24 protein-coding genes are annotated in these 22,010 nt (G+C 64.7%); 11 read left to right on the plus strand and 13 right to left on the minus strand.

Annotated elements, in window-relative coordinates; genetic code table 11:
- The first annotated feature begins 264 nt into the window (after positions 1-264).
- The 4 genes from BG83_RS0115645 (at position 265) to BG83_RS0115665 (ending at position 4,345) form a co-directional block, all read left to right on the plus strand.
- Positions 265-567, plus strand: a complete 303-nt coding sequence (locus tag BG83_RS0115645) for a hypothetical protein (RefSeq protein ID WP_024977630.1) — start codon at positions 265-267, stop codon at positions 565-567.
- Between the two features lie 88 nt (positions 568-655).
- Entirely contained in the window at positions 656-1,327 is a 672-nt protein-coding gene (locus tag BG83_RS0115650; protein WP_024977631.1) for a DUF1345 domain-containing protein, read from the plus strand.
- A complete protein-coding gene (locus tag BG83_RS0115655) occupies positions 1,324-2,361 on the plus strand; it encodes an AI-2E family transporter (protein ID WP_024977632.1) in 1,038 nt (345 codons plus the stop codon). The genes BG83_RS0115650 and BG83_RS0115655 overlap by 4 nt, the downstream gene beginning before the upstream one ends.
- Before the next feature lie 742 nt (positions 2,362-3,103).
- Positions 3,104-4,345 carry an MFS transporter gene (locus BG83_RS0115665; RefSeq protein ID WP_024977633.1) on the plus strand — a complete coding sequence of 414 codons (1,242 nt, stop codon included), beginning with the start codon at positions 3,104-3,106 and terminating at the stop codon, positions 4,343-4,345.
- A 74-nt stretch (positions 4,346-4,419) separates the two neighbouring features.
- Here BG83_RS0115665 and BG83_RS0115670 read toward each other — a convergent pair whose 3' ends face one another.
- Both BG83_RS0115670 and BG83_RS0115675 read right to left on the minus strand, forming a co-directional pair.
- On the minus strand, positions 4,420-5,475 hold the full coding sequence (locus tag BG83_RS0115670; RefSeq protein WP_024977634.1) for a hypothetical protein: 1,056 nt from the start codon (positions 5,473-5,475) through the stop codon (positions 4,420-4,422).
- Between the two features lie 183 nt (positions 5,476-5,658).
- On the minus strand, positions 5,659-6,285 hold the full coding sequence (locus BG83_RS0115675) for a LysE family translocator (RefSeq protein ID WP_024977635.1): 627 nt from the start codon (positions 6,283-6,285) through the stop codon (positions 5,659-5,661).
- 103 nt (positions 6,286-6,388) lie between these two features.
- Here BG83_RS0115675 and BG83_RS0115685 point away from each other — a divergent pair, with 103 nt between their 5' ends.
- Positions 6,389-7,255, plus strand: a complete 867-nt coding sequence (locus tag BG83_RS0115685) for a LysR family transcriptional regulator (RefSeq protein ID WP_024977636.1) — start codon at positions 6,389-6,391, stop codon at positions 7,253-7,255.
- Positions 7,256-7,266: 11 nt separating this feature from the next.
- Here BG83_RS0115685 and BG83_RS0115690 read toward each other — a convergent pair whose 3' ends face one another.
- From BG83_RS0115690 to BG83_RS0115705, 4 genes are all read right to left on the minus strand, one after another.
- Positions 7,267-7,539, minus strand: coding sequence for a hypothetical protein (locus BG83_RS0115690; RefSeq protein WP_024977637.1), 273 nt, complete (start codon positions 7,537-7,539; stop codon positions 7,267-7,269).
- A 101-nt stretch (positions 7,540-7,640) separates the two neighbouring features.
- Positions 7,641-8,555 (minus strand): MBL fold metallo-hydrolase, encoded by a 915-nt coding sequence (locus BG83_RS0115695; RefSeq protein ID WP_024977638.1) that lies wholly within the window; start codon positions 8,553-8,555, stop codon positions 7,641-7,643.
- Positions 8,556-8,584: 29 nt separating this feature from the next.
- On the minus strand, positions 8,585-9,349 hold the full coding sequence (locus tag BG83_RS0115700; protein ID WP_024977639.1) for an SDR family oxidoreductase: 765 nt from the start codon (positions 9,347-9,349) through the stop codon (positions 8,585-8,587).
- Positions 9,350-9,396: 47 nt separating this feature from the next.
- The gene (locus BG83_RS0115705; protein ID WP_024977640.1) at positions 9,397-10,071 is read right to left on the minus strand and encodes a histidine phosphatase family protein; all 675 of its coding nucleotides are present in this window, start codon (positions 10,069-10,071) and stop codon (positions 9,397-9,399) included.
- Positions 10,072-10,328: 257 nt separating this feature from the next.
- On the opposite strand from BG83_RS0115705, the gene BG83_RS0115710 reads away from it, so the two are divergent.
- Both BG83_RS0115710 and BG83_RS0115715 read left to right on the plus strand, forming a co-directional pair.
- Positions 10,329-11,552, plus strand: coding sequence for a M20/M25/M40 family metallo-hydrolase (locus BG83_RS0115710; RefSeq protein ID WP_024977641.1), 1,224 nt, complete (start codon positions 10,329-10,331; stop codon positions 11,550-11,552).
- 225 nt (positions 11,553-11,777) lie between these two features.
- Positions 11,778-12,899: a beta-ketoacyl-ACP synthase III gene (locus BG83_RS0115715; protein ID WP_024977642.1), complete on the plus strand. Its 1,122-nt coding sequence runs from the start codon at positions 11,778-11,780 to the stop codon at positions 12,897-12,899.
- Between the two features lie 34 nt (positions 12,900-12,933).
- Here the strand turns inward: BG83_RS0115715 and BG83_RS0115720 are convergent, their stop codons facing one another.
- From BG83_RS0115720 to BG83_RS0115730, 3 genes are all read right to left on the minus strand, one after another.
- Positions 12,934-14,046: an alpha/beta hydrolase family protein gene (locus BG83_RS0115720; protein WP_024977643.1), complete on the minus strand. Its 1,113-nt coding sequence runs from the start codon at positions 14,044-14,046 to the stop codon at positions 12,934-12,936.
- A gap of 2 nt (positions 14,047-14,048) precedes the next feature.
- Positions 14,049-14,888: an AraC family transcriptional regulator gene (locus BG83_RS0115725; protein WP_024977644.1), complete on the minus strand. Its 840-nt coding sequence runs from the start codon at positions 14,886-14,888 to the stop codon at positions 14,049-14,051.
- A gap of 66 nt (positions 14,889-14,954) precedes the next feature.
- A complete protein-coding gene (locus BG83_RS0115730; protein WP_024977645.1) occupies positions 14,955-15,809 on the minus strand; it encodes a LysR family transcriptional regulator in 855 nt (284 codons plus the stop codon).
- Between the two features lie 103 nt (positions 15,810-15,912).
- Between BG83_RS0115730 and BG83_RS0115735 the strand changes: the two genes are divergently transcribed.
- On the plus strand, positions 15,913-16,296 hold the full coding sequence (locus tag BG83_RS0115735; RefSeq protein ID WP_024977646.1) for a tautomerase family protein: 384 nt from the start codon (positions 15,913-15,915) through the stop codon (positions 16,294-16,296).
- 111 nt (positions 16,297-16,407) lie between these two features.
- Here BG83_RS0115735 and BG83_RS0115745 read toward each other — a convergent pair whose 3' ends face one another.
- Positions 16,408-17,367 carry an SRPBCC family protein gene (locus tag BG83_RS0115745; RefSeq protein WP_024977647.1) on the minus strand — a complete coding sequence of 320 codons (960 nt, stop codon included), beginning with the start codon at positions 17,365-17,367 and terminating at the stop codon, positions 16,408-16,410.
- A complete protein-coding gene (locus BG83_RS0115750; RefSeq protein WP_024977648.1) occupies positions 17,351-17,707 on the minus strand; it encodes an ArsR/SmtB family transcription factor in 357 nt (118 codons plus the stop codon). The genes BG83_RS0115745 and BG83_RS0115750 overlap by 17 nt, the downstream gene beginning before the upstream one ends.
- Positions 17,708-17,835: 128 nt before the next feature.
- Here BG83_RS0115750 and BG83_RS0115755 point away from each other — a divergent pair, with 128 nt between their 5' ends.
- Genes BG83_RS0115755 through BG83_RS0115765 form a run of 3 tightly spaced genes read left to right on the plus strand, consistent with a single transcriptional unit; the run spans position 17,836 to position 19,930 of the window.
- Complete coding sequence (locus BG83_RS0115755) at positions 17,836-18,723, plus strand: serine aminopeptidase domain-containing protein (RefSeq protein WP_024977649.1); 888 nt, start codon at positions 17,836-17,838, stop codon at positions 18,721-18,723.
- A complete protein-coding gene (locus BG83_RS0115760) occupies positions 18,720-19,154 on the plus strand; it encodes a MarR family winged helix-turn-helix transcriptional regulator (RefSeq protein WP_024977650.1) in 435 nt (144 codons plus the stop codon). The genes BG83_RS0115755 and BG83_RS0115760 overlap by 4 nt, the downstream gene beginning before the upstream one ends.
- Positions 19,151-19,930, plus strand: coding sequence for an enoyl-CoA hydratase (locus BG83_RS0115765; RefSeq protein ID WP_024977651.1), 780 nt, complete (start codon positions 19,151-19,153; stop codon positions 19,928-19,930). The genes BG83_RS0115760 and BG83_RS0115765 overlap by 4 nt, the downstream gene beginning before the upstream one ends.
- Before the next feature lie 49 nt (positions 19,931-19,979).
- Here the strand turns inward: BG83_RS0115765 and BG83_RS0115770 are convergent, their stop codons facing one another.
- Together BG83_RS0115770 and BG83_RS0115775 are read right to left on the minus strand one after the other, a co-directional pair.
- On the minus strand, positions 19,980-20,912 hold the full coding sequence (locus tag BG83_RS0115770) for a sugar kinase (RefSeq protein ID WP_024977652.1): 933 nt from the start codon (positions 20,910-20,912) through the stop codon (positions 19,980-19,982).
- Positions 20,909-21,958, minus strand: a complete 1,050-nt coding sequence (locus BG83_RS0115775; RefSeq protein WP_024977653.1) for an SPFH domain-containing protein — start codon at positions 21,956-21,958, stop codon at positions 20,909-20,911. Before BG83_RS0115775 ends, BG83_RS0115770 begins: the two co-directional genes overlap by 4 nt.
- Positions 21,959-22,010 lie beyond the last annotated feature (52 nt).

A 22,010-nucleotide genomic window follows, 5' to 3' on the forward strand; every position in this document is an offset into this window, starting at 1 on the left:
AAGGCGCCAAGGCCGGCAGCAAGTTTGATCCGTACACCGAAGGCGCGCTGGCCCGTGCCGGCAAGTTCGATACCTACACCGAAGGCGCCAAGGCTGGCAGCAAGTTCGACCCGTACACCGAAGGCGCCGTGGCCTGAGCCTGGTTCCTCCCGCAAAGACGCCCGCACACTGCGGGCGTTTTTGTTTGTGTCACCGGGAAGCGCGATGATTGCGAACCGAGTTGCCATTGCGGCGTCTCACTGTCATCGCAACCAGGAAGCCATGATGATTCGTTTCCGTCGTCCGCCCCGCTCCCTTCTGTGCTTTACGCTGGCCGCGGTCGCCATGCTGGCCGGCTGTGCGACCGTAACGCCGGGCCCATTCCAGATCACTGTGCGCGATGCCGACGACACGGTGTTGGAGCAATTCCAGTTCCAGGCCGGCTCGCAGGGGTCGCTGGAGACCGCCATGATCGGCATGTGCCGCGTGTATCCGGAAGCCACCGTCATCGCAGAGCAGCTCTCAACGCACGAGCGCCTGCAGGAACGCTGCAAGCGTTCGTTTGCTTCAATGCTCTCGCCGTCCTGATGCTGCGCTGAAGCGGCTACCATGTCGCCTCATCGGCTGGCGTTGCCGGCCTTGTGTGAACAATCCCGAGCACGCACCTGAGGCGCATGTGAACCCGCAAGACAAGTCCTCCGAGATTTCCCAGGTTTCCCGCTTTGCGGCGACACGGCCGCGCCTGCTGTCTGCGTTTGCGCTGGGCGCCGTTGCGGTCGCTGTTGTGCCAGCGCACGGGTGGCTTGCGCGCCTGTTGCTCGGCTGGGACATCGCCGTGTGGGCGTACCTCCTCCTGATCACGGTGATGATGCTGCGCGCAGACCCACACCGCATCCGCGCCGTCGCCCGCCGTGAAGACGAGCGTACCTCGGCCGTGCTGGCGGTGGTCTGCCTCGGTGTGGTGGCCAGCATGGTGGCCATTGCGTTTGAACTCGCGACAGCCAAGTCGGCGGGGCATGCGCAGACGTCGCACTACGTGTTCACCGGTATCACGGTGCTGGGCGCGTGGCTCATGGTGCCGATGATGTTCACGGTGCACTACGCGCATCTGTATTACCGTGCGCCCCACGAGCCGCCGCTGCAGTTTCCCGACGAGCAGCTTGACCCCGATTACTGGGATTTCCTCTACTTCTCCTTTACGATCGCGGTCGCCAGTCAGACGGCCGATATCGGCATTCGCTCGCGTGCAATGCGGCGAGCGGTGCTGGGGCAATCGCTGCTGTCGTTCTTCTTCAATACGAGCATCCTCGCGCTCTCCATCAACATTGCTGCCGGCCTGTTTTCATGACGATGCTGCCTCCCGAGCTTTCTCCCAGCGCACCCACTCGCTCCATCAACGCCATCAGCTACGTGCTGGTGGCGGCCATGATTGCGGCAGTGCTGTGGCTGCATCTGTTGCCGGCCGCGATTGCCGGCTTCCTCGTCTATGCGTTGGCGCGCAAGCTGGAGGCGCGCTTGCGCGAGCGCAGCAGGCTGTCGCAGCGCGCGAAGGCGACTGCGGTGATCTGCGTGTCCGTGATCGCCGCGCTCATTCTTGCAGGGCTTGGCATCGGGATCGGCCGCCTGGTGGAGCACGGGCATGGGCTCGAAGGCATGCTCACGCGCATTGCCGACGTGCTCGACAACGTGCGGGAATCGTTGCCGGCGGCGGTGGTCGCTTACGTTCCGCAGTCGGTGACTGAGCTGCGCGTCCAGCTCGTGCAGATGATCAAGGAGCACGGCCATCAGGTGTCGACCCTCGGTATCGACGGGTTGCGTGCCAGCGCACTGATGCTGGTCGGGCTGATCCTGGGGACGATGGTGGCGTGGTCGGACACGCTTGATCCCGAGCACCACAAGCCGCTGGCCGCAGCACTGGTGAACCGGCTGAGCCGGCTGACCGACGCATTCGAGGCGGTGGTCTTTGCGCAGGTGAAGATCTCCGCGCTCAACACGGCGCTCGCCGCCATCTACCTGTTGGGCGCGCTGCCGCTGTTCGGTCAGCACGTGCCGTATTCCAAATCGCTGATCCTGCTGACCTTCGTGGCGGGGCTGATTCCGGTGGCGGGCAACCTCATCTCGAACACGGCCATCGTGGTGATGAGCGTGACCGCCTCATTGGAGCTGGCGGTGGCGTCGCTCATCTTTCTGGTGGTGGTGCACAAGCTGGAGTACTTCGTGAACGCGCGCATCATCGGCAGCCGCATCGATGCGCGCGCGTGGGAACTCATCCTCGCGCTGATCGTGATGGAGGCGCTGTTTGGCGTGGGCGGCGTGATTGCCGCGCCGGTGGTCTACGCCTATATGAAGCGTGAGTTGACGGACGCCGGGCTGATCGGCTGAGACGTTTCTCGCATTGATGTGCTGGGTGACCCGCCAGCGCCCCCGCGCTGACGGCATCGGCAGAAAAGAGCGCGCCCTACGGGACGAGGGGCGCGCAATAACTCGCTGACCGAGAGACGTCAGCGAGCCGAGGGTCGGTACACGGGGACGAAGCGGGCGGCGGGCGCGTGGCGTTGCCGGTGACATCCACGGCTTCGGACGTGACGAAGCAGCAGACGACCCGGTCGTCGAGCAAGGCCTGATAAAAAAGGTCTCCCATCGCGCGGCATAGCGTTCCCGTTAGCAGGATCATCATGGCTCCCCTCCCGTGTTGGCCGGTGTGCAGCATCGTGGACGCTGGTCATCGGTTCAGTTTGCGGATCGTTGTGCGTGTGAAGTTGCTCACGCAGCGGGTTCCGTCAGGCTGTCGGCACTGGCGCCTTGCGCTTGCTTCCGGCGTCGTGTTGCAGTCCATGCTGGCGAGTATAGAAAGCGTCTCCTGAGCGGCCATGCTCCGAACGGAGTAGCCCCGCGCGCGAAAATGGCTAACACGTTAGCTGCCTGCCAGGGCAAGCTGGACAAGGGTTTGCGGGAAGAAGGCCGGTGTTTTGGTGGAAATGGCGCCGCGCGGGCTGACGCTTTTGCCCCGACAGCAAATTGTCTGGTTTGCGTTAATCGTTGTCGAATTTGCGGTAACACGCCTGCACCGTTTAGGCGCAAGATTGAGCGCTTCCTCGCCTCATCCTCGTTACCTCAAACCATCATGCAAACCACCGCAAACGGCACGGCCGCTGCATCGGCAGCCCCCGCCGCGCAGGCCGACAAGACCGGCTTTGGCGTGATTGGCGCCATCAGCTTCGCGCACTTCCTCAACGACATGATGCAGTCGTTGATCCTGGCGATCTATCCGCTGCTCAAGGGCAACTTCCACCTCGATTTCTCGCAGATCGGGCTGATCACGCTCACGTACCAGATCACGGCGTCGCTGCTGCAGCCGATGGTCGGGCTGTATACCGACAAGCATCCGAAGCCGTATTCGCTGTCGGTGGGCATGGGCTTCACGCTGGTGGGGCTGGTGCTGCTGTCGGTGGCGCCCAACTTTGGCACCGTGCTGCTGGCGGCGGCGCTGGTGGGCACGGGCTCGTCGATCTTCCATCCGGAATCGTCGCGCGTGGCGCGTATGGCGTCGGGCGGCCGGCATGGGCTGGCGCAGTCGCTGTTCCAGGTGGGCGGCAATGTGGGCAGCGCGATGGGTCCGCTGCTCGCGGCAATCATCATCATGCCGTATGGGCAGCACAGCCTGGCGTGGTTCTCGATCGCGGCCCTGATCGCCATCTTCGTGCTTTATCACGTAGGCGGCTGGTACAAGCGTGAACGTGCCGCAGGCCATGGCCGCAAGGCGGGCGGCCGGGCGCATGCCGCGGTCAGGCTGCCGGGCAAGCAGGTGGCGTTTGCGATGACGCTGCTGGTCGTGCTGCTGTTCTCCAAGTACTTCTATCTGGCGAGCCTGAACAGCTATTACACGTTTTTCCTGATCACCAAGTTCCACCTGTCGGCGCAGACGTCGCAGCTGTTCCTCTTCCTCTTCCTGTTCTCGGTGGCGGTCGGCACGATCGTGGGCGGGCCGATTGGTGATCGGGTGGGCCGCAAGGTCGTGATCTGGGTGTCGATCCTGGGCGTGGCGCCGTTCACGCTGCTGCTGCCGTACGCCAACCTGTTCTGGACCGCCGTGCTGACGGTGATCATCGGGCTGGTGCTGGCCTCGGCGTTCTCGGCCATCCTCGTGTATGCGCAGGAGCTGATTCCCGGCAAGGTCGGGATGGTGTCGGGCCTGTTCTTCGGATTCGCGTTCGGGCTGGGCGGCATTGGCGCCGCGGTGCTCGGCAAGCTGGCTGACGCAACCGACATCTACAACGTCTATCACCTCTGCTCGTTCCTGCCGCTCATCGGCCTGCTGACGGTGTTCCTGCCGGATATCGAGCGCAAGCGCCAGCAGGCGGCGTAACGCGCCGCATACGGCATACAGACACAGCGCGGCGGACGTCCCCTCCAGGACGCTCCGCCGCTTTGCTTTGGGCGTTACTTCTCGATGGCGTGGGTCTGGCCAGGCCACACGCCGGTCATCTCGATCTCGCGCCGGCCGGTCAGCCATTGGCCTAGCGGGCTGGACCAGTTGAACGAGTAGTTGTCGCTGTTCACCACGCCCTGGAACTTCACGTCCACCTGGATATTGGTGGCGTTGAGCGGGATGTTCGCGACCGTCTTGGAGATGCCGCCGCTGAGCGAGAACTCGTCGCTGCGCGGGCCTTGCGGCGTGTTGTAGCGCAGCTTGATGTGCGTGACGTAGGTGCAGCCCGGCTTGTTGTTGAAGTAGATCTCGAAGCCGCCCAGGCGCGTGATCCAGTTCGGGATCAGCAGGTTGCCGTCGAACGAAGCAAACGTGTAGGCCACCGGAATGGGCGCCGGCGCCTGCTTGCCCGGCTCGAACGGCCACAGGTGCTGATCGACGCTCTTGGTCTGGTTGACCGACACGAACGACCCCTTGCCCGTCGCGCTGCCGAGCATGTCATGCACGGCACCCGCCGAGCCCGTGATCGAGAACGACGAGTTGTTGTCTTGCGAACCCACGTTCAGCCCGCTGTTGGCCAGGATCACGCTGGTCACCACGCCGAAGCCCTGCGCGATGTTGCCGCCCGAGCCCATGCTGACCGACTGCGCCTGCTCGGCCAGCCACTTGATTGTCTCGGGTCGCGTGAGCTGCGTCAGGTCGTTGATGTACGACTCCGAGGCAATGCCGAATTCCGAGGCGATCGACCCGACCGACGAGAACTCCCATTTCACTTCCACGCCCGCGTTGATCTTGGTGCCGCTTTCAGGATCGGTGGCCGAGCCATCGAGCTTGACGTTGGTCTCCGTGCGGTGGACGTTGTTGGTCGACAGCTTCCATTGATTGGGGACGGTGCGCGTGTTGACTGCCACGCCCGGCGTTTCCGGCTTGACGGGTGTGAAGTCGCCGGTGTCGGGCGACACAAAACCGACGGCGCCGGGTCTGATGGTGGGGGCGAGCGTCCAGTTGCCCCAGTAAGCCGCGCGGCCATTGCGGATGAGGTCAGTGAAGGCGCGATTCCATTGCATGGTTGCACTCCAGGTGTGAGGTTGTGCTGCGAGTCAGCGGGGTTGCGCGATGGCCTCCATCGCCGCGTGGCGACGGGCAGGGCGCGAGGGCACTGTCTCAAACAGGCTGGCGCCTGTTAATGCAGCAGAAGACCTGGGGCAGATGGCATGGGCGCAGGCACGGGCAGGCCGCTCTGTCTGAAATCACGCAAGCCGCGCGAGCCCTAGCGCCAATCCCAACCCGATCAGGATCACGCCGATCACGCGGTCCACGATGCGTTGCCGTGCCAGCAGCGAACGTCGCAACGCACCTGACGCAAACACCGCCGCCACCAACGCAAACCACACCGCGTGCGCCGCCGACATGAACACGCCATAGCCGAACTGCGCGGCCAGCGGTGTGCCCGCGTGAACAACCTGCGTGTACGTGCTGACCACGAACAGCGTCGTTTTTGGATTGAGCGCATTGGTGAGAAATCCCATGCGCAGCGCGGCGAGGGTCGATAGCGTCGGCGTGCTGGTGCCGTGGGCGGTTGCCTCACCGTTGGGCAATGCCTTGGCCGACAGCGTCTTCCAGCCAATCCACACCAGGTACGCCGCGCCCACCAGCTTGATGCCCTGCAGAAGCGCCGGAGCATGCGCAATCAGCAGCCCCACGCCAAACATCGTGTAGAACACGTGCACCTGTACGCCCAGCGCAATGCCCAACGCGCAGAGCACGCCGGCGCGCCGCCCATGCAGCAGGCTGTTGCGCGTGACCATGGCAAAGTCCGCGCCTGGACTGATGACGGCCAGGATAGTGATGACGGCAACAGCAAGGAGTTCGGTCATGTCAGGTGCGCAGTCGCAAAGTGAGGAAGCGCCGATTCTGGATGGGTCCGTCATCGCTGAAAATCGATTTATGATGCCGTTTTTCGGTGAGAAAATCTGACAGATGACCCTGCCTCCGCTGAACACCCTGCGTGTGTTTGAAGCTGCCGCCCGGCATGGCAGCTTCGTGCGCGCGGCGCAAGAGTTGCACGTTACGCATGGCGCTGTGAGCCGACAGATACGGCAGCTGGAGGCGTCGTTAGGGGTAGCTTTGTTTGAGCGGCGCAACCGCGCGGTCTTCTTGACGCCTGCGGGCGAGCAGTTGCATGCGGCTAGCACTGATGCGTTCGCGATTCTCACAGATAGCATCGACCGTATTGCCCGTCGGGCCACATCTTCAGCGCTGGTGGTGTCGTGTGAGCCGACGCTGGCGATGCGGTGGCTGATCCCGCGGCTGTCGCGTTTTCAAGCGCGGCATCCGGCCATCCAGGTGCATCTGTTTGCGGCGGGTGGCCCCATCGATTTCGCACGCACAGGTGTGGACGTCGCACTACGCCGCGATGACTTTGCATGGCCCGCACACGTGCATGCGGCGCCCATCTGCGATGAGTGGATCGGCCCGGTGCACGCCCCGCAAGCGGATATCGCCGTGCGCCGACGGCTGCTGCACACGGCCACGCGCCCCGATGCATGGCAGGCATGGTGGCGGGCCAGCGGCATGGTGCGGCCGCGTGGTCGGTTGCCCGAGGCGCGCTACGAACATTTCTATCTGAGCTTGCAGGCAGCCCTGGCGGGGCAGGGCACGGCCATCGCATCAAAGCTGATGGCCGGTGATGACCTGAAAGATGGGCGGCTGATCGCGCCCGAAGGGTTCCGGCGTGACGGCTCGGGCTATTACCTGCTGGCCGATGCGCCTATTGCTGACGACAGCGCGGCCGGCGCGTGGCTCGCCTGGTTGCGTGAAGAGACGGCCGCCACGCTCGCGGATTAACGCACGGCGGCTTACGCCGCTGCGTGCCCGCCGCCCAGGATGCCGCGAATAGCGGCCAGATATGCCTCGCCAACGGCCCGGTTGAGCGGTCGCGCGCGCGGTGTCGCCCGCTTGCGCGGCGGCGGCGTCAGGCCCAGCGTGCGGCAGACTTCCGACGCATATGGCTGCCCGCGGCCGTCCATGCGCAACACGACTTCGTTCAGCGCCTGTTCACCCAGGCGCTCGCGCAGCCAGAGCACCGTCTGGCGGTCGTACTCGTTTTCGATGCGGATCAGGTCGTCCATGGCAAGTGCTGTATAAATTTACAGTTACTGTAAATATATACAGGTATCCACAGATTTCAAGGACGATGTTGCGGGCGCGCTGCATCACCGCGACGGGCGCCTCAGTCGACCCGGTACACGCCGTATTCGTCCACCTGCACCCGCCCATCAGTCTGCAGTTCGGCCAGGTGCTGCGAAATCGTGTGGGTTTCCGCGCTGACGACCCACAACGTCTCGTAGCCCGGGGGATACAGCAGGCGTTGCTCCACCAATTGCGCGAGTGTCTTGGGGGATTCGCGCAGCATGGCCAGCAGGCGCTGTTCGCGTTCATCGAGCTTGGCCGTATACGCCGCCAGGTCGCGCAGAAAGTGCTCGCGGTCGGTGTAGACGCCGCGATGGTGCGACGTGACCCACACCTTGGCCGGAATGTCTGGCAGGCGCGCCAAACTGCGGCGGAAATCACGCAGGCTTGAGCAGGCGTCGCCGTAGTAGGGGCCGAAGCCGGTCAGGTCGATATCGCCGATGAACGCCACGCCTTCGGGCTCGACCAGCAGAACGGTGTGGCCGGCGGTGTGCCCCGGCATGTGAAACGCGCGGACGTGCGTATCGCCCAGGTCCCACTGCGCGCCGTCTTCATAGCCCAGCGCATCGGGGCGGGGGGCATAAAAGAACTCGCGCTGCAGTTTCTCCAGCATGGCCGGGGCGGTTGCCTCGTCCAGGCCGTACGTGGTGACCATGCCGTCCCAGCTGCGGGCGGCGGCCAGATCGGCTTCATGCACGTACACCGTCGCGCGGGGCAGCCGGTGCAGACCCGCCATGTGGTCTTCATGCACGTGGCCCATCACCACCAGCTCGGTCGCGTCGAATTCGGGGCCGATGTGGTTGGAGACGAGCGGTGTGTCGAACGCGGCCAGCGTGTCGGAGCCGCGGATGACGACCTGGTTGCCGTCGGGATATTTCCCGCTTTTCTCGCCAAAGAACACCGACACGCGGCCGAAGTCGGCGCGCGCCGTGGTTGCGCGGGGCAGGGTCGCCATCTCGCTTGCTCCGTGTGGCTCGGCCGGTGTCAGACCGTCATGCCGCCATCAACGACGATGCACTCGCCGTTGGTGTAGCTCGCTGCATCCGACACGAGGTAAAGCACCGTGCCGGCCATCTCGCGCGGCTCAGCGTGGCGGCGCATCGGAATCTCGCTGATCCACCGGTCATACGTGGCCTTGTCTTCAAACAGGGCACCCGCGAACTTGGTCTTCGTCAGGCCCGGCAGCAGCGCGTTGACGCGAATGCCGAACGGCCCGCATTCCTTGGCGAAGGCGCGCGTCATGTGGGCCACGGCGGCCTTGGTGATGGAGTAGATGCCCTGCTTGTCGCCCGGGTGCAGCGCATTGACCGACGCGGTATTGACGATCGCGCCGCCGCCCTGCGCCTTCATCATCTTGCCGGCTTCGACCGACATGAAGAAGTAGCCGCGGATGTTCACCTCCACGGTCTTCTCATAGGCCGCCAGATCCGTGTCGAGGATGTGGCCGAAGTGCGGGTTGGCCGCCGCGTTGTTGATGAGGATGTCGAGCCGGCCGTGCTTGCGGCGGATGGTGTCGAACGCCGCCGCAATGTCTTCCATGCGGCCGACGTGGCAGGCGAGGGCTTCTGCTTTGCCGCCGGCTTCGCGGATGCGTTCTGCCACGACTTCGCAGTCGGCCAGCTTGCGGCTCGACACGATCACGTGCGCGCCTTGTTCTGCAAGCAGCTTGGCAATCTCTTCGCCAATGCCGCGGCTGGCGCCGGTGACCAGGGCGATCTTTCCGGTCAGGTCGAACAGGTTCGTGCTCATGGTGTGCTCCTCCAATGGTTGTGTGTTGTGGGCGTTCGCCTGGGCGATCAGCCGTATGTCTGGAATGCGCGTCGCGCCGGGTCGTCCAGATGCGGTACGCCGTTGAGGGTGGCCAACTGGAACGATTCGGCGTTGAAGAAATACTGCGAGACGCTGCTGTTGCGGATCTGCAGGTTCAGCGCAATGGCGCTGGTGGGCGGTGCGGCCAGCACCTGCTGCGCGGTCACCGCAATGGGGCCGCCGGAACTGATCGCCAGCACACGCTGCCCGCCGCCGGCCTGGATGGCCGCGCGCGCATCGGCCACGCGCTGCTGGAAGGCGGCCCAGGTCTCTGGCAGCGGCCCGCGAATCTTGTCGTCCGACCACAGATGCAGCACCTGCTTGAGCGCCCGGTAGTGATCGCGCATCGAGCCCGACGCCAACTCTGTCAGCTCCGGAAAATCTTCGCCGAGCGCGGCAAAGAGCCCCTGGAAGTCGTATTCATTCAGCCCGGCGTGCTGCTCATACGTTGTGCCCGACATGCCCATGCCCCGCAGGATGCCGCCGACGGTCTGCTCATGGCGGCGCAATGTGCCGCAGATGACGCGATCAAAAACGATGTCCTGCCGCGCGAAATATTCGCCGAGCCAGACGCTCTGCTGCTCGCCGCGTTCGGAGAGCCGATCGTAATCTGCCGCGCCAAACGAGGCTTGTCCGTGCCGTACGAGATAAAGCTCTGCCATCGTCTGCTCGCCAAATCAAAGGGGGATCAGATTAGCGGGGCGTGCATTATTTGTGAAATTTATTCTTTGAATGACCGGTAATGCATGCAATGAATAGTTGGGCCGGTGCTTGATCGCGCCTCCCGGCGCCACTGCATGACTCGTCTGCCAGGACAAGCTGCGGGTGACACCCGTGCGCCTCGCGCAACATCGCTGCCCCCGCAAGCACCGATCTTGTGTGTAATGGCCGTTTTGCCACTCCGCTACAAAGGTCCCGTATGAAACCATCCCGCCTTGCCGTTGCTGCGCTGCTGCTGTGTGCCTCAGGTTTGTCCTCCGCTGCCGATGCCAATCCCAAGGTGCTGTCCGCCGCAGAGGGTTACCGTGGCGACGCACTGCACCTGCTTGAGCGCTTGGTGAATATCGATTCGGGAACGGGCAACGAGGCGGGGCTCAGCCAGATGGGCAGCATCGTCACCGATGAACTGCGCAAGGCCGGCGCCCAGGTGGAAACGGTGCCCGCCGCGCCGGCAGTGGGCAACAACATCCTCGCTACCTGGAAGGGCACTGGGAAGACGCGCATTCTGCTGATGGCCCACATGGACACCGTCTTCAAAGACGGCACGGCTCGCGCCAAGCCGTTCGCCATCAAGGACAAGCGCGCCTACGGCCCCGGCGTGATGGACGACAAGGGCGGCGTGGTGGCGGGTTTGTACGCGATGAAGATTCTGCAGCAGCTCGACTTCAGGCAGTACGGGCAAGTCACGCTGCTGCTCAACACCAACGAGGAAACCGGCTCAAAGGGCACGCGCGCGTTGATCGAGCGCGAGGCCAAACAGCATGACGTGACGCTCAACCTGGAGCCTGGCCGGCCCGCCGATGGGCTGGTCGTGTGGCGCAAGGGCAGCGGCACGGCGGAGATCGACATCAAAGGCAAGGCCGCGCACGCCGGTGTGGCACCCGAGTCGGGTCGCAACGCCGCCAACGAATTGGCGCACCAGGTGTTGCAGCTCGGCAAGCTGGGCGACAGCGCCAAGCAGACGACCTTCAACGTGACCGTGCTCAAGGCGGGCGACGCAACCAACGTCATTCCCGACCATGCAACGGCCTATGCAGACGTGCGCGTGGCCGTGCCGGAGGAGTTCGACCGCGTGGAACGCGACATGACGCGCGTGTCGGCCAACAAGCTGATCGCCGATACGGAAGTGAAGACCTCGCTGGTGCGCGGCTTCCCCCCGATGCCGCGCAATGCCGCGTCGGACCAGCTCGCCGCCAAGGCGCAAGCCATCTACGGTGAGATCGGGCGCAAGCTGACGCTTGAAGGCAGCGGCGGCGCGGCCGATTCCAGCCTGTCGGCCGGTGTCGGCACGCCCACGCTCGATGGCTTCGGCATCGTTGGCGGCGGCATCCACACGCCGGAGGAATACGCAGAAGTAGAGAGCGTCGTGCCGCGCCTCTATCTGCTGTCGCGCATGATCATGGAGCTTGCCGCGAGCAAGTAAGCTCCACGCCGGCGGTACGCAACAAAGGGTGGGTGACAGAGCGGTGCTGTCACCCGTTTTGTTTTGCTGGCAGTGCCAGTGCTGGGCGCGGAGTTGGGGCGGCGTCTGCGCATGTGCGCGCGGCAGCGCAAGGCCACACTAGATGTAAACGACCACATCCCGCGCCCCGCCTTGCCCGGCCGATGTGCTATCGTCGCCGCCACGAAAAATTAACAAATTCCGGGTATGCACGACGTCGTCATCAGCGGCACGGGCCTGTGGGTCGCGCCCGAGGTCATCACCAACGAGGAGCTGGTCGCCTCCTACAACGCTTACGCGCAGCTCTACAACGCGCAGCACGCCACGGCGATTGCCGCAGGCGAGCTGACGGCGTTGGCGGAGTCGTCGGCGGAGTTCATCGAGAAGGCTTCGGGTATTCGCCAGCGCTACGTGATCGACAAGGCCGGCGTGCTGGACCCGACGCGTATGCGCCCGCATCTGACGCGGCGCCCCGATGATGCGCTGTCGCTGCAAGCCGAGATTGGCGTGGCGGCCGCGCGCGATGCATTGGCCGCTGCCGGCCGCGATGCCGCCGACGTCGACATGCTGCTGTGCGCGACGTCCAACTTCCAGCGTCCGTATCCGGCACTGGGCGTAGAGATTCAGAACGGCATTGGCGCGGGCGGCTACGCGTTCGACATGAACGTCGCGTGCTCGTCAGCCACATTCGGGCTGGAACAGGCCATCAATGCCGTGCGCAGCGGCACGGCGCGCGCCGCGCTGGTGGTGAGCCCGGAAATCACCTCCGGCCACCTCGATTGGAAAGACCGCGACTGCCACTTCATCTTCGGTGACGTGTGCACCGCCGTGTTGGTCGAACGGGCAGAAGACACGCGCTCCGCCGATGCCTGGCGCGTGCTCGGCACCAAATGCGCGACGAGCTTTTCCAACAACATCCGCAACAACGCCGGCTATCTCTCGCGCAGCGAAGACCGCAACCCGGAGGACCGCGATCAGCTCTTCCGCCAGGAAGGCCGCAAGGTCTTCAAGGAAGTCTGCCCGATGGCCGCCGAACACATTGCTGGCCATCTGCAGCAACTGGGCCATGTCCCGGCCGACGTGCGCCGCTTCTGGCTGCATCAAGCCAACCTGGCGATGAATCAGCTGATCGGCAAGCGCCTGCTTGGGCACGATGCGTCGGCGGACGAGGCGCCGGTCATCCTGGATGAGTTTGCCAACACCGCATCAGCGGGTTCCATCATCGCGTTCCACCGTCATCGTGCCGACCTGAAGTCCGGCGACCTGGGCATGATCTGCTCGTTTGGTGCGGGCTATTCGATCGGCAGCGTGGCGGTACAGAAGCAGTAATCGACTGGCGTCGACATCAACCGGCGGGCGACACTCAGGTTTGACCGGGTAGCGTCGCCCCGAAAAAATCCAGCGCCCGGTGCACGGCTTGGGCATGCACCGCATCACGATCCACGCCGGGGTTGTCGTTGCACAGCAGCGGCACATGGGCGGCACCGCCGGGCAGGCAGGTATCCATGAACGTGTAATGCGACGCGCCTGGCACCAGCAGCAGATCCGCCTTGGGCAGCAGTTTGGCGACACGGCGCACGTTGGTGTCGATGGGCACGGTGGTATCCGCATCTCCGGCCATCAGAGAGACCGGGATGGTGATGTTGCCGAGCGACGTGGCATCCATCGCCATGCCGATTGCAGGCGCCATCGCAAAGACGGCCTTGATGCGTGCATCGCGATAGGACGCACCGGAGCGGGCGAGCGATGCTTCCGTTTGCGGTGTCCTTGTTGTGTCAGCTGTGGGGTTGACCTGCGCACGGGCCATCTCTGGCGGATGGCAAATCGCATCGGCCTGCGGCGAGCCGCAGAACGCCATGAATGCCGGGACATCCGTGCGCGCGCCGGCCAGCTCCAGCACCGTATACCCGCCCAACGAAAAGCCCACTGCGCCGATGCGCGTGCGGTCGACATGCGCGCCCAATACGGGATCGGCGAGAACGCCATCCAGTACTTCACTCACATCGGTGGCGCGCTCCCACCACAGCATGAAGCCGTCGTGCGTGAGCGGTTCCAGCGCCGTGTTGCCCGGGTGGTTCACGCCCGCGACGATGTAGCCGTTCGCTGCCAGCGCAGCGGCCATCCAATCGAGGCTTCCGGCCGTGCCGCCAGTGCCGTGTGAAAGCACCAGCAGCGGATATTGCGCATGCGTTGACGCGACCGGCGCTTCGCCCGCAGAGGGTTGCATGCGGAACGGCGACCGGCCTAGTGCATCGATGTTGTGCGAAACCTCCGGCACAGAAACGTCCGCCGGATACCAGACGTTGGTGATGAGCGCGTGCGTGAGCGCCCCGCGCCAGTGGCGTTCAGCCTGAGGGTGGAACGCGCGGGTGGTTTCGCCCACGTGATAAGGCGTAGCGGACGCGTCTGCCGAACCGGCATAAGCTGCGCCCATGACGAAGGCCGCCAGCGCGGCGACAAGGCAACGATGCAGCATCTTTACTCCTTGCGGATGGGGATCATCAGATCGGTCACGCAGGCGCGCGGCGGGTGGTGCCGCCCTGGGCTGCGATACAACTCAAGCGCCGGCCGGTCGTCCGGATCGAAGCCGTAGCTTGGGAGGCAGCCGCCGTAGAGCGCCTGCATGGTGGGCGCGATCAGCGCGTAAGGGCCGATCAGCCGGTGGCAAGCGTAGAGGCCGCCTTCGATGCGCATCGGCAGCAAGCGGCCGGTCATGGCGCGCGGCGCATCGAGGATGACGCCCGCGAAGTACTCGAACGAGCCGGGCGTTTCCGGATCGCCATAGCAGACGCCAATGCGGTCGGGCGCATCCGCCGATTCCATATCGATGCCGAGCAGTTGCCGCAGCATGACGAACGTCTGACGGATGGTTGCGACGGGGCCGTCGTGGCGCAGGCAGAGTGCGTGCAGAGGCGGCTGCTCGATCAGTTCGATGGGCGGCAGGTCTGCGGTATCTGCGCTGCGCACATTCAACGCCTGCTGCCGGCTCTGGAACGCGCGCGGGCTTACGCCGGTGAATTCGCGAAAGGCACGGGCGAATGCCTGCGGGCTGCCATAGCCGACATTCAGGGCGACATCGGTGACGGAATCTTCTGCGCCGCTCAAACGCCGCGCGGCCTGCGCCAGCCGCATGCGCTGGACGGTTTCGAACACGCCTTCACCAGTGAGCGCCCGGTAGATGCGATGAAAGTGAAACGGCGACAGGTGCGCCACCGCCGCCAGGCTCTGCACCGTGTGCGGGGCGGCTGGGTCGGCCAGGATCGCTTCGATCACGCGGGCGATGCGGCGGTGGTAGTCGTGTTCAGTGCGCGGCTTCATGCGGCAAAGCATAGTCGCCCGGCACGCTTCGCGCGGTGCAGCGATTGCGCAAATGTGCGCGTATGGCTATCGCGCGGCCGTGGCCCGCAGGGCGGATGCGAACGTGCGCAGCGCCTTCTTCGCCACAGGATCGGTCAAGCGGGAATGCAGCACCACGCTGCGCGATGGGAGCCGAGGCAGGCCGAGCGCTTCGCCCATGTCCACCGTGCCCGGTGGCGCAACGCGGCGGCTGAGCGCCGCCACGGCCAACCCCGCTGCCACGGCTGCCCCGATGGTGGCCACGCCGCCGCCCACAAACACCTCCTGCCAGGCAATGCCCGCAGCTTCCAGCGTGGCGACTGCCATCTGCCGTATGCGGCACGTGTCAGCTTGATTCGCCAGGCGAATGGGCTCGCCGGCACGGTGCTCGAAGTCGGGCGCGGCCAGCCAGCCGAACGGTTCTTCCATGAGGACGTCGCCGTCGGTGCGGCGGTTGTCGTGGCGCAGCACGATGGCCGCATCCAACGCGCCGCTCTCGAAAATCTCGAGGATCTCCCACGAACTGGCGATACGGATCTCCAGCGTCAACGCGGGTTCGGCCAGGCCCATCTGGCGCAGCAGGCGTGGCAGCTCGGCCCCAACAATGTGATGGCTGATCCCGACCGACAGCCGTCGCCGTTCCAGGCCAAACGCGCCGATCGCGCCGTCGTGCGCGGCCACCAGCTCGCGCGCCGCTGCCAGAAAGGCTGCGCCATCCTGCGACAGCCGCACGAGGCGCGGCGTGCGTTCCAGAAGCCGGCGGCCGAGTGCATCTTCCAGCCGTTTGATCTTCAGGCTCACGGCGGATTGCGTGGAGTCCATGGCCTCCGCCGCGCGCGTGAAGCTCTTTAGATCGGCGGTCAGCACGAAAGCCTGGACGGCCTCCAGATCCAGCATCTTCATGGCTCAGTCATTTTGAAATCGAATGATTGAAATATCTTAGGATGCCTTTTTTCAATGATCAATGTGAGGCATTCTGTGGTCACTGCAAACCACGGAGCCCACCATGCCTCTCGTTCAAGTGTCGCTGCGGCGCGGCAAGCCTGCCGCTTATCACCAGGCCATTTTCGATGGCGTCTATCGCGCGATGCGCGAGACGTTCAACGTGCCCGAAGACGATCGCTTCATGATGCTCACCGAGCACGACGCGAGCACCTTCAGCGTCAGTCCGACCTACTTCGGCATCGCGCGCAGCGACGACGTTGTGATCATCCAGATCACCGCCAACAACACGCGCAACCTGGAGCAGAAGCAGGCGCTCTATCGCCGCATCGTCGAGCTGCTGGGCGACAAGCCCGGCATACGGCCCGAAGATGTGTTCATCAATCTGGTGGAGGTGCTGCCCGAGAACTGGTCGTTCGGCAACGGACTCGCGCAGTACGCGCAATGACGCCGCGCCAGGCGCTTCTGGCGCACCTGGGCGGCGTGTTGTGGGCGGCAGTGTTGATCGTTGGCGCAGCGGTCATGTTGGCGGCCGTCACGCGCGACGTATTGCAGAGGCTCAGTCCTTGAGCGAATTGCCGAGCATGTCGAGCAGGAACTGCGTGCCGCGCTCACGCGATCCGGAATCGTCGTAGCCATCCAGGAAGGCGCCCTGCTCGGTCATCACGAGGTGCGTGCCGCCCGAACCGTCCTTCGGCTCACGCAATTCCAGCGTGGCCAGCGAGGCGGAAATCTTGCGGTCGTCGAGGTGCATCACGTACGAATAGACGACGCGCTCGTTGGGGATGACGTCGTGATATAGCGCTTCAAAGCTGGACACGACACCGCTGTCCCACCGGCCCTTGACGACTTCGCGGCCGCCGGGCGTGGCGTCCATCTCACGCACGAGCAGCGTGTAGCCGTTGCCGCCGGCAAACCACTTGGCCTTGGCGGCAGGGTCGGTCAGCGCCTTGAATACGCGTGAGCGTGGTGCGTCGTATGTGCGCTCCACCGTAAAGGTCGCATGCACGACCGAACGCTGAATGCCCTCGGCCAGCGGGATGCTTGCGGCTTCGCGCTCGAGCTTGTCGAGCGTCTGCTTCCAGCCTTCGGGCGCGCCCTTGATCATCATTTCGGCAATCGGGGCGAGCGGCGTGTGGGTTTGCGTGACTTCCATGCGTGTGCCACCGCATTCCTCAGCAAAGGTGACGACGGTGTGGGCGTTCATCAGCGGGCGGTTGTCGCCGTCCACGACGTTCATGTCGATCACCAGGCGCGCGTTGGGCACGATCTCAAGAAAGTGGCCGCGCGACCAGTGGTCTTGCCCCTCGGGCGAGCGCATGCATACGTCGAACTTGCCGCCCACGCGAAACTCCACCGTCGCGTCGGGCACCGTGAAGTGCGTCGGGCAGAACCAGCGCTTGATGTGGTCGGCGGTGCTCCAGGCCTTGAAGACCCAGTCGCGGGATACGGGGAAGGTGCGCGAGATCACGAGGGGGCGCAGGGTCGTGCCGGCGGGGCTGTCAATGGTCGTCGTCATGTACGTCTCCTTGGGTTTTGAGGGTGTCCAGATAGGCGCCGAGGCGGTCGAAGTGCTGTTCCCACTCCAGGCGCCGCTGGTTGATCCACTGCTCTGCGAGGCTCAGCGCCTCGGGTTCGATACGGCAAGTACGCACGCGGCCCACCTTTTCCGATCGCACGAGACCGGAGTTCTCCAGCACTGAGAGGTGCTGCATCACGGCAGGCAACGAGATATCGAGGGGTTGGGCGAGTTCGCTCACAGACGCAGGCCCGCGCACAAGCTGCACCAGCATTGCGCGCCGGTTGCCGTCTGCCAGCGCCTGGAAGGCGAGATCGAGGGAGGTGTCATTGTTAAGCATGTGGTTAACTATAGCGACCCTGAATAGTTAAGCAAGTACTTTATCTTTGCGTCGTTGACACGTCGGTTGACAAGCCGATTTAGTTCGCATACAAAGTAAAAAATTCGTATGCGAACTAAATCGGCGCAATGAACAGCACACCCCAAACCATTCCCGCCACCGACGGCTACCCGCTGGGCGCCATGCTCTGGACGGCCGCTGGCACGCCGCAGGGCGTGGTGGTCATGCATCCGGCCACGGGCGTGCCGCAACGCATCTATCAAGCCTTTGCCAAGTTCCTGGCGGAACGCGGGTTTCATGCCATCACGTATGACTACCGCGGCATCGGTGCATCCCGACCGAAGAGCCTGCGCCGCTTTGCTGCCCGCATGCGCGATTGGGCGCTGCTCGACGCCGAAGGCGTGATGCGATGGGCAAGGGCACGTTACCCGGCGCTGTCGCAACTGGCAGTCGGGCATTCGGTGGGCGGCCACGCCATCGGCCTGTGCTGTGCAGACTGGGATGTCGCGGGCGTTGTTCAGGTGGCCTGCCACACGGGCAACTCGCGCTTCATCCGCCAACGCGGCGAACGCTGGCGCGTGGAGCTGATCCTGCGCGGCGTTGGGCCACTGATGGCGCGGCTGATTGGCTACGTACCCGGCAAGCGCCTGGGTCTGGGCGAAGACCTGCCCGGCGGCGTCGCCATCGAATGGGGCGCATGGGCCGGCATGCAGCGCTACTTTTTCGATGACCCGACGCTCGGCGCCATCGAGCGCTTCAACCGCGTGACGCATCCCGTGCTCGTCTACGGTTTTGACGACGACCCGTGGGCCACGCCCGCCGCCATCAACGCGTTGACGATGCACTTCACGAACACGTGGGTCGAGCGCCGGCAGATTGCGCCCGCGCAGGCCGGCGGCGCGGTGGGGCACATGGGCTTCTTCCGCGCGCAGTTTGCTGCCACGCTGTGGCCAGGTCTGGTGGATTGGCTGAGCGAGCGCGCTGCAACCACGCGCCCTGAAGCGGTGGCTGCATGACCGCACCAGACCGTCGCCTTGTCTATCTGATCAGCGTAGGGCAACGACGCTTGCAGCGCTGGATTCAAACGCGCACCGCGGAGGGCGTGACCGCAGCGCAATCCGGCCTGCTGTTCTTCCTGGAGAAGAACGACGGCGCGTTGATGCGCGAAGCCGGCGCCGCGTTGGATCTCGGCCCCTCCGCCATGAGTGGCTTGGTCGATCGCACCGCCGACGCCGGCCTGATCGAGCGCCGCGCCGATGCCAAGGATGGCCGCGCGTGGCAGCTCAGGATTACGCCCGCCGGCCGTGAAGCCTTGGCACAAACACGCACCGGCCTGGCCGAACTGAACGCGCGGCTGACCGAAGGTTTTACCGACGCTGAGATCGATGTTGTCGCACGCTGGCTCGCCAGCCTGCAAAGCAAATTCCCCACCGGAGACGAGCAATGACTGAACACATCCAGAGCCGCACCGCCGATGGCGTGCTGACGCTCACCCTGGCACGCGCTGACAAGAAGAACGCCATGACCGATGCGATGTATGGCGCGCTGGCCGATGCGCTGGACGCCGCCGAGCGTGACAAGACCGTGCGCGTGGTGCTGCTGCGCGCTGAAGGCGACATGTTCTCCGCCGGCAACGACATCGGCGAATTCGCATCGATTGCCATGTCGGGCGGCAAGGGCGATGGCGAGCGCAACGTCATCCGCTTCCTGCATGCACTGGCGGGCGCCACGCGCCCGCTGGTGGCAGCAGTGCAGGGCCGCGCGGTCGGCATCGGCACAACCATGCTGCTCCATTGCGACTTCGTGCTCTTGGCGGACAACGCGCAGCTTTCCACGCCGTTCGTCAATCTGGCGCTGGTGCCTGAGGCGGCATCGAGCCTGCTGATGCCCGCGCGCCTGGGCCATGTGCGCGCGTTCGAGATGTTCGCGCTGGGCGATGCGGTGAGCGCGGAATCGGCACTCGCATGGGGCTTGGCGAATCGGGTGGTGCCGTTGTATCAGCTCGGCACGGAGGCGGAGGCCATTGCGGCGCGGTTGGCGCGCCAGCCGCTGGGCGCCCTGACCGAAACCAAGCGCCTGATGCGCGATGCCGAACTGCTCAAGCAGCGGATGGATGTCGAGAGCGCCTGCTTTGCGCAGCGCTTGAAATCTCCGGAGGCGCATGAAGCCTTCCGGGCGTTTGTCGATCGACGGCCGCCCAATTTCAACGCCGTGGCGCACTGAGCGCGGCGGTGTCTCCTTCGGCGGCCCTGGTCCGGCCGCCTTTTTTCATTCAAACCGCCAATCGCCCCTGCGTGGCCGCCACGGAAATCGTCGCTTCCATGCCGGCGGTAAAGCGCAGGTAATCGGCTTCCATGCCGTCGGAAAAGATCACGCCGTTCTCAGGCATGCGCGAGCGCAGCTTGAGCGGTTGATCCGCATCCACATGCCCGAACACGAGCGTGGCCTGCGATGCACGGCTCGGAAACGGCTCGCGCACGGCGAACGTCAGTTGCGGAGCGTCCCACGGTTCGGGCGCGTAGTGGAAGTCATCGCCGCCCGCATGCATGGCGCGCGCGACACCCATCGAGCCGGTCACGATGCTCTTCAGCCACGCGGTCGAACCCAACCCCGTGGCGACGATGATCCCCGACGACGATTGCGCTTCGCGCCGGTCGCCTACCTCGATTTCGTACAGCGCAGACGCATGCGTGCGTGGCCCGATGAAGAGATCGTTGACGGCACGCAGCACCTGCCCGTCGGACAGACGTGCTTCGGCCATCGTCACGGCCTTGGTGGGGCGCTTGTCGCGTGCCACGTCGGTCAGCACGGTGCCGAGGTCTTTCGGCTCAAAGGGCAGTAGCACGCCGTCCCAGCGGCCGGGCTCGGGGTTCAGGCCGATCAGCGGCTGGCCGTCGAGATACTTCATCGAGTTGGCGACCAGCCCGTCTTGGCCGAGTGCCACCACGATGTCGTCCGGCGCAAAGATGAAGTTGGGCAGGTAGCCGCGGTCCACCACCTGGTAGCGGCCCCACGTTTCCAGCGCGCGCACCGTGATCTCCAGGCTGCGCGCGTAGGCGGCGTTCTCGGCCAGGTAGTCGGAAAAATCGGCGCCCAGGTGTTCGAGATAGAACTTCGCCTGCGCCAGCGTGTGGTGGCGCGCCACCAGCTCTTCAAGCCGGGTGCGGCGCGTCACCAGCACGACCTTGCGGCCATCGGTGCTCATGATGCAGCCCTGCCTGTGGTGCCGATTGTGCCGGTGGAGGCGTTCATCAGCCCTTGCAGCAGTTCTGGCGATACGTTGAGCTGGCCGATGCGTTCGGCACGTTCGGCAATGCCGCCAAAGGCCTGTGCGATGAGCTGACCAGGCTGCATGCCGGCCGCAGCAAGCACGTTGACGATGCGCGGGTCGGCCTTTTCCAGCGCCTGCATGACGGCGGCCACGCGATAGGCCTCGGCTTCGGCCAGCGTGCGGCTGTTCTCGGCTTGGCCGGCCACGAAGGCCTTGCGCTGACCTTCGAGTTCCACATCGGCGGCCATCTGCTCGTTGCGCAGGGCATTCTCCTTGCGCATCAAGGTGGCCTTGGCTTCCATCTGCGTCTCGCGAATCTGGCGCTTCTTCTGCTCGACGGCGATGTCGGTGTCCAGCTCGTTCTGGCGGATGGCGCGTTCGTTTTCCACGGCCGACATGCGGCGCAAATAGACGGCGTCGTCCGCGGCCTTGAGGTTGGACTCGCGTGCCTCGGCTTCCAGCGCGCGGGCGATGTCGGGCGTCGGCTTGACCGCCATGACCGACACGCCCAGGATCTCCAGCCCCAACGCTGCAATTTCAGGCTGTGCAGCCAGTTCAGCTTGTGCGGTGCGCGCGATGGCCGCCGATGCGCGCAGCGCCGCCTTCAGTTCCATCGCCTGCACGGCCTGCTGCACGATCACCTCCACTTGCTGCGCCACGCGGTCGCCCAAACGCTTCGGGTCTTCCGATACATAGCTCTGGCCATTCTTGGCGAGCGAGAAATCCATCATCGCGGCGGTGCGGCGCGGGTCGCTGATGCGGTACGTCACCTGGCCCTGCACGGTCACGCTCTGGAAATCGGCCGTCACCAGCTCAAGGATGAACGGGCGGTCCTGGCTGGCCACCGGCACGGCCACCAGCGTGGTCGTCGGGCCGTAATAGAAGAACGACAGGCCCGAGCCTTCGCGCACAACCTTGCCGGCACGGAACTGCATGAGGTGAACGGTGGGCTGCGACTTGATGAAACGGATGCCAAACATGATGACCCCCTTTGTGTTGTGAGTTGTACAGTACAACTTGTATGGGTTGGAC

The sequence above is a fragment of the Ralstonia pickettii genome (assembly GCF_000607165.1).
GTDB classification, from domain to species: Bacteria; Pseudomonadota; Gammaproteobacteria; order Burkholderiales; family Burkholderiaceae; genus Ralstonia; species Ralstonia holmesii.

Coding starts and splice junctions, on each gene's coding strand:
- BG83_RS0115645 (WP_024977630.1), top strand. CDS start 265: ATGATTCGTTTCCGTCGTCCGCCCCGCTCCCTTCTGTGCTTTACGCTG.
- BG83_RS0115655 (WP_024977632.1), top strand. CDS start 1,324: ATGACGATGCTGCCTCCCGAGCTTTCTCCCAGCGCACCCACTCGCTCC.
- BG83_RS0115665 (WP_024977633.1), top strand. CDS start 3,104: ATGCAAACCACCGCAAACGGCACGGCCGCTGCATCGGCAGCCCCCGCC.
- BG83_RS0115670 (WP_024977634.1), bottom strand. CDS start 5,475: ATGCAATGGAATCGCGCCTTCACTGACCTCATCCGCAATGGCCGCGCG.
- BG83_RS0115675 (WP_024977635.1), bottom strand. CDS start 6,285: ATGACCGAACTCCTTGCTGTTGCCGTCATCACTATCCTGGCCGTCATC.
- BG83_RS0115685 (WP_024977636.1), top strand. CDS start 6,389: ATGACCCTGCCTCCGCTGAACACCCTGCGTGTGTTTGAAGCTGCCGCC.
- BG83_RS0115690 (WP_024977637.1), bottom strand. CDS start 7,539: ATGGACGACCTGATCCGCATCGAAAACGAGTACGACCGCCAGACGGTG.
- BG83_RS0115695 (WP_024977638.1), bottom strand. CDS start 8,555: ATGGCGACCCTGCCCCGCGCAACCACGGCGCGCGCCGACTTCGGCCGC.
- BG83_RS0115700 (WP_024977639.1), bottom strand. CDS start 9,349: ATGAGCACGAACCTGTTCGACCTGACCGGAAAGATCGCCCTGGTCACC.
- BG83_RS0115705 (WP_024977640.1), bottom strand. CDS start 10,071: ATGGCAGAGCTTTATCTCGTACGGCACGGACAAGCCTCGTTTGGCGCG.
- BG83_RS0115710 (WP_024977641.1), top strand. CDS start 10,329: ATGAAACCATCCCGCCTTGCCGTTGCTGCGCTGCTGCTGTGTGCCTCA.
- BG83_RS0115715 (WP_024977642.1), top strand. CDS start 11,778: ATGCACGACGTCGTCATCAGCGGCACGGGCCTGTGGGTCGCGCCCGAG.
- BG83_RS0115720 (WP_024977643.1), bottom strand. CDS start 14,046: ATGCTGCATCGTTGCCTTGTCGCCGCGCTGGCGGCCTTCGTCATGGGC.
- BG83_RS0115725 (WP_024977644.1), bottom strand. CDS start 14,888: ATGAAGCCGCGCACTGAACACGACTACCACCGCCGCATCGCCCGCGTG.
- BG83_RS0115730 (WP_024977645.1), bottom strand. CDS start 15,809: ATGAAGATGCTGGATCTGGAGGCCGTCCAGGCTTTCGTGCTGACCGCC.
- BG83_RS0115735 (WP_024977646.1), top strand. CDS start 15,913: ATGCCTCTCGTTCAAGTGTCGCTGCGGCGCGGCAAGCCTGCCGCTTAT.
- BG83_RS0115745 (WP_024977647.1), bottom strand. CDS start 17,367: ATGACGACGACCATTGACAGCCCCGCCGGCACGACCCTGCGCCCCCTC.
- BG83_RS0115750 (WP_024977648.1), bottom strand. CDS start 17,707: ATGCTTAACAATGACACCTCCCTCGATCTCGCCTTCCAGGCGCTGGCA.
- BG83_RS0115755 (WP_024977649.1), top strand. CDS start 17,836: ATGAACAGCACACCCCAAACCATTCCCGCCACCGACGGCTACCCGCTG.
- BG83_RS0115760 (WP_024977650.1), top strand. CDS start 18,720: ATGACCGCACCAGACCGTCGCCTTGTCTATCTGATCAGCGTAGGGCAA.
- BG83_RS0115765 (WP_024977651.1), top strand. CDS start 19,151: ATGACTGAACACATCCAGAGCCGCACCGCCGATGGCGTGCTGACGCTC.
- BG83_RS0115770 (WP_024977652.1), bottom strand. CDS start 20,912: ATGAGCACCGATGGCCGCAAGGTCGTGCTGGTGACGCGCCGCACCCGG.
- BG83_RS0115775 (WP_024977653.1), bottom strand. CDS start 21,958: ATGTTTGGCATCCGTTTCATCAAGTCGCAGCCCACCGTTCACCTCATG.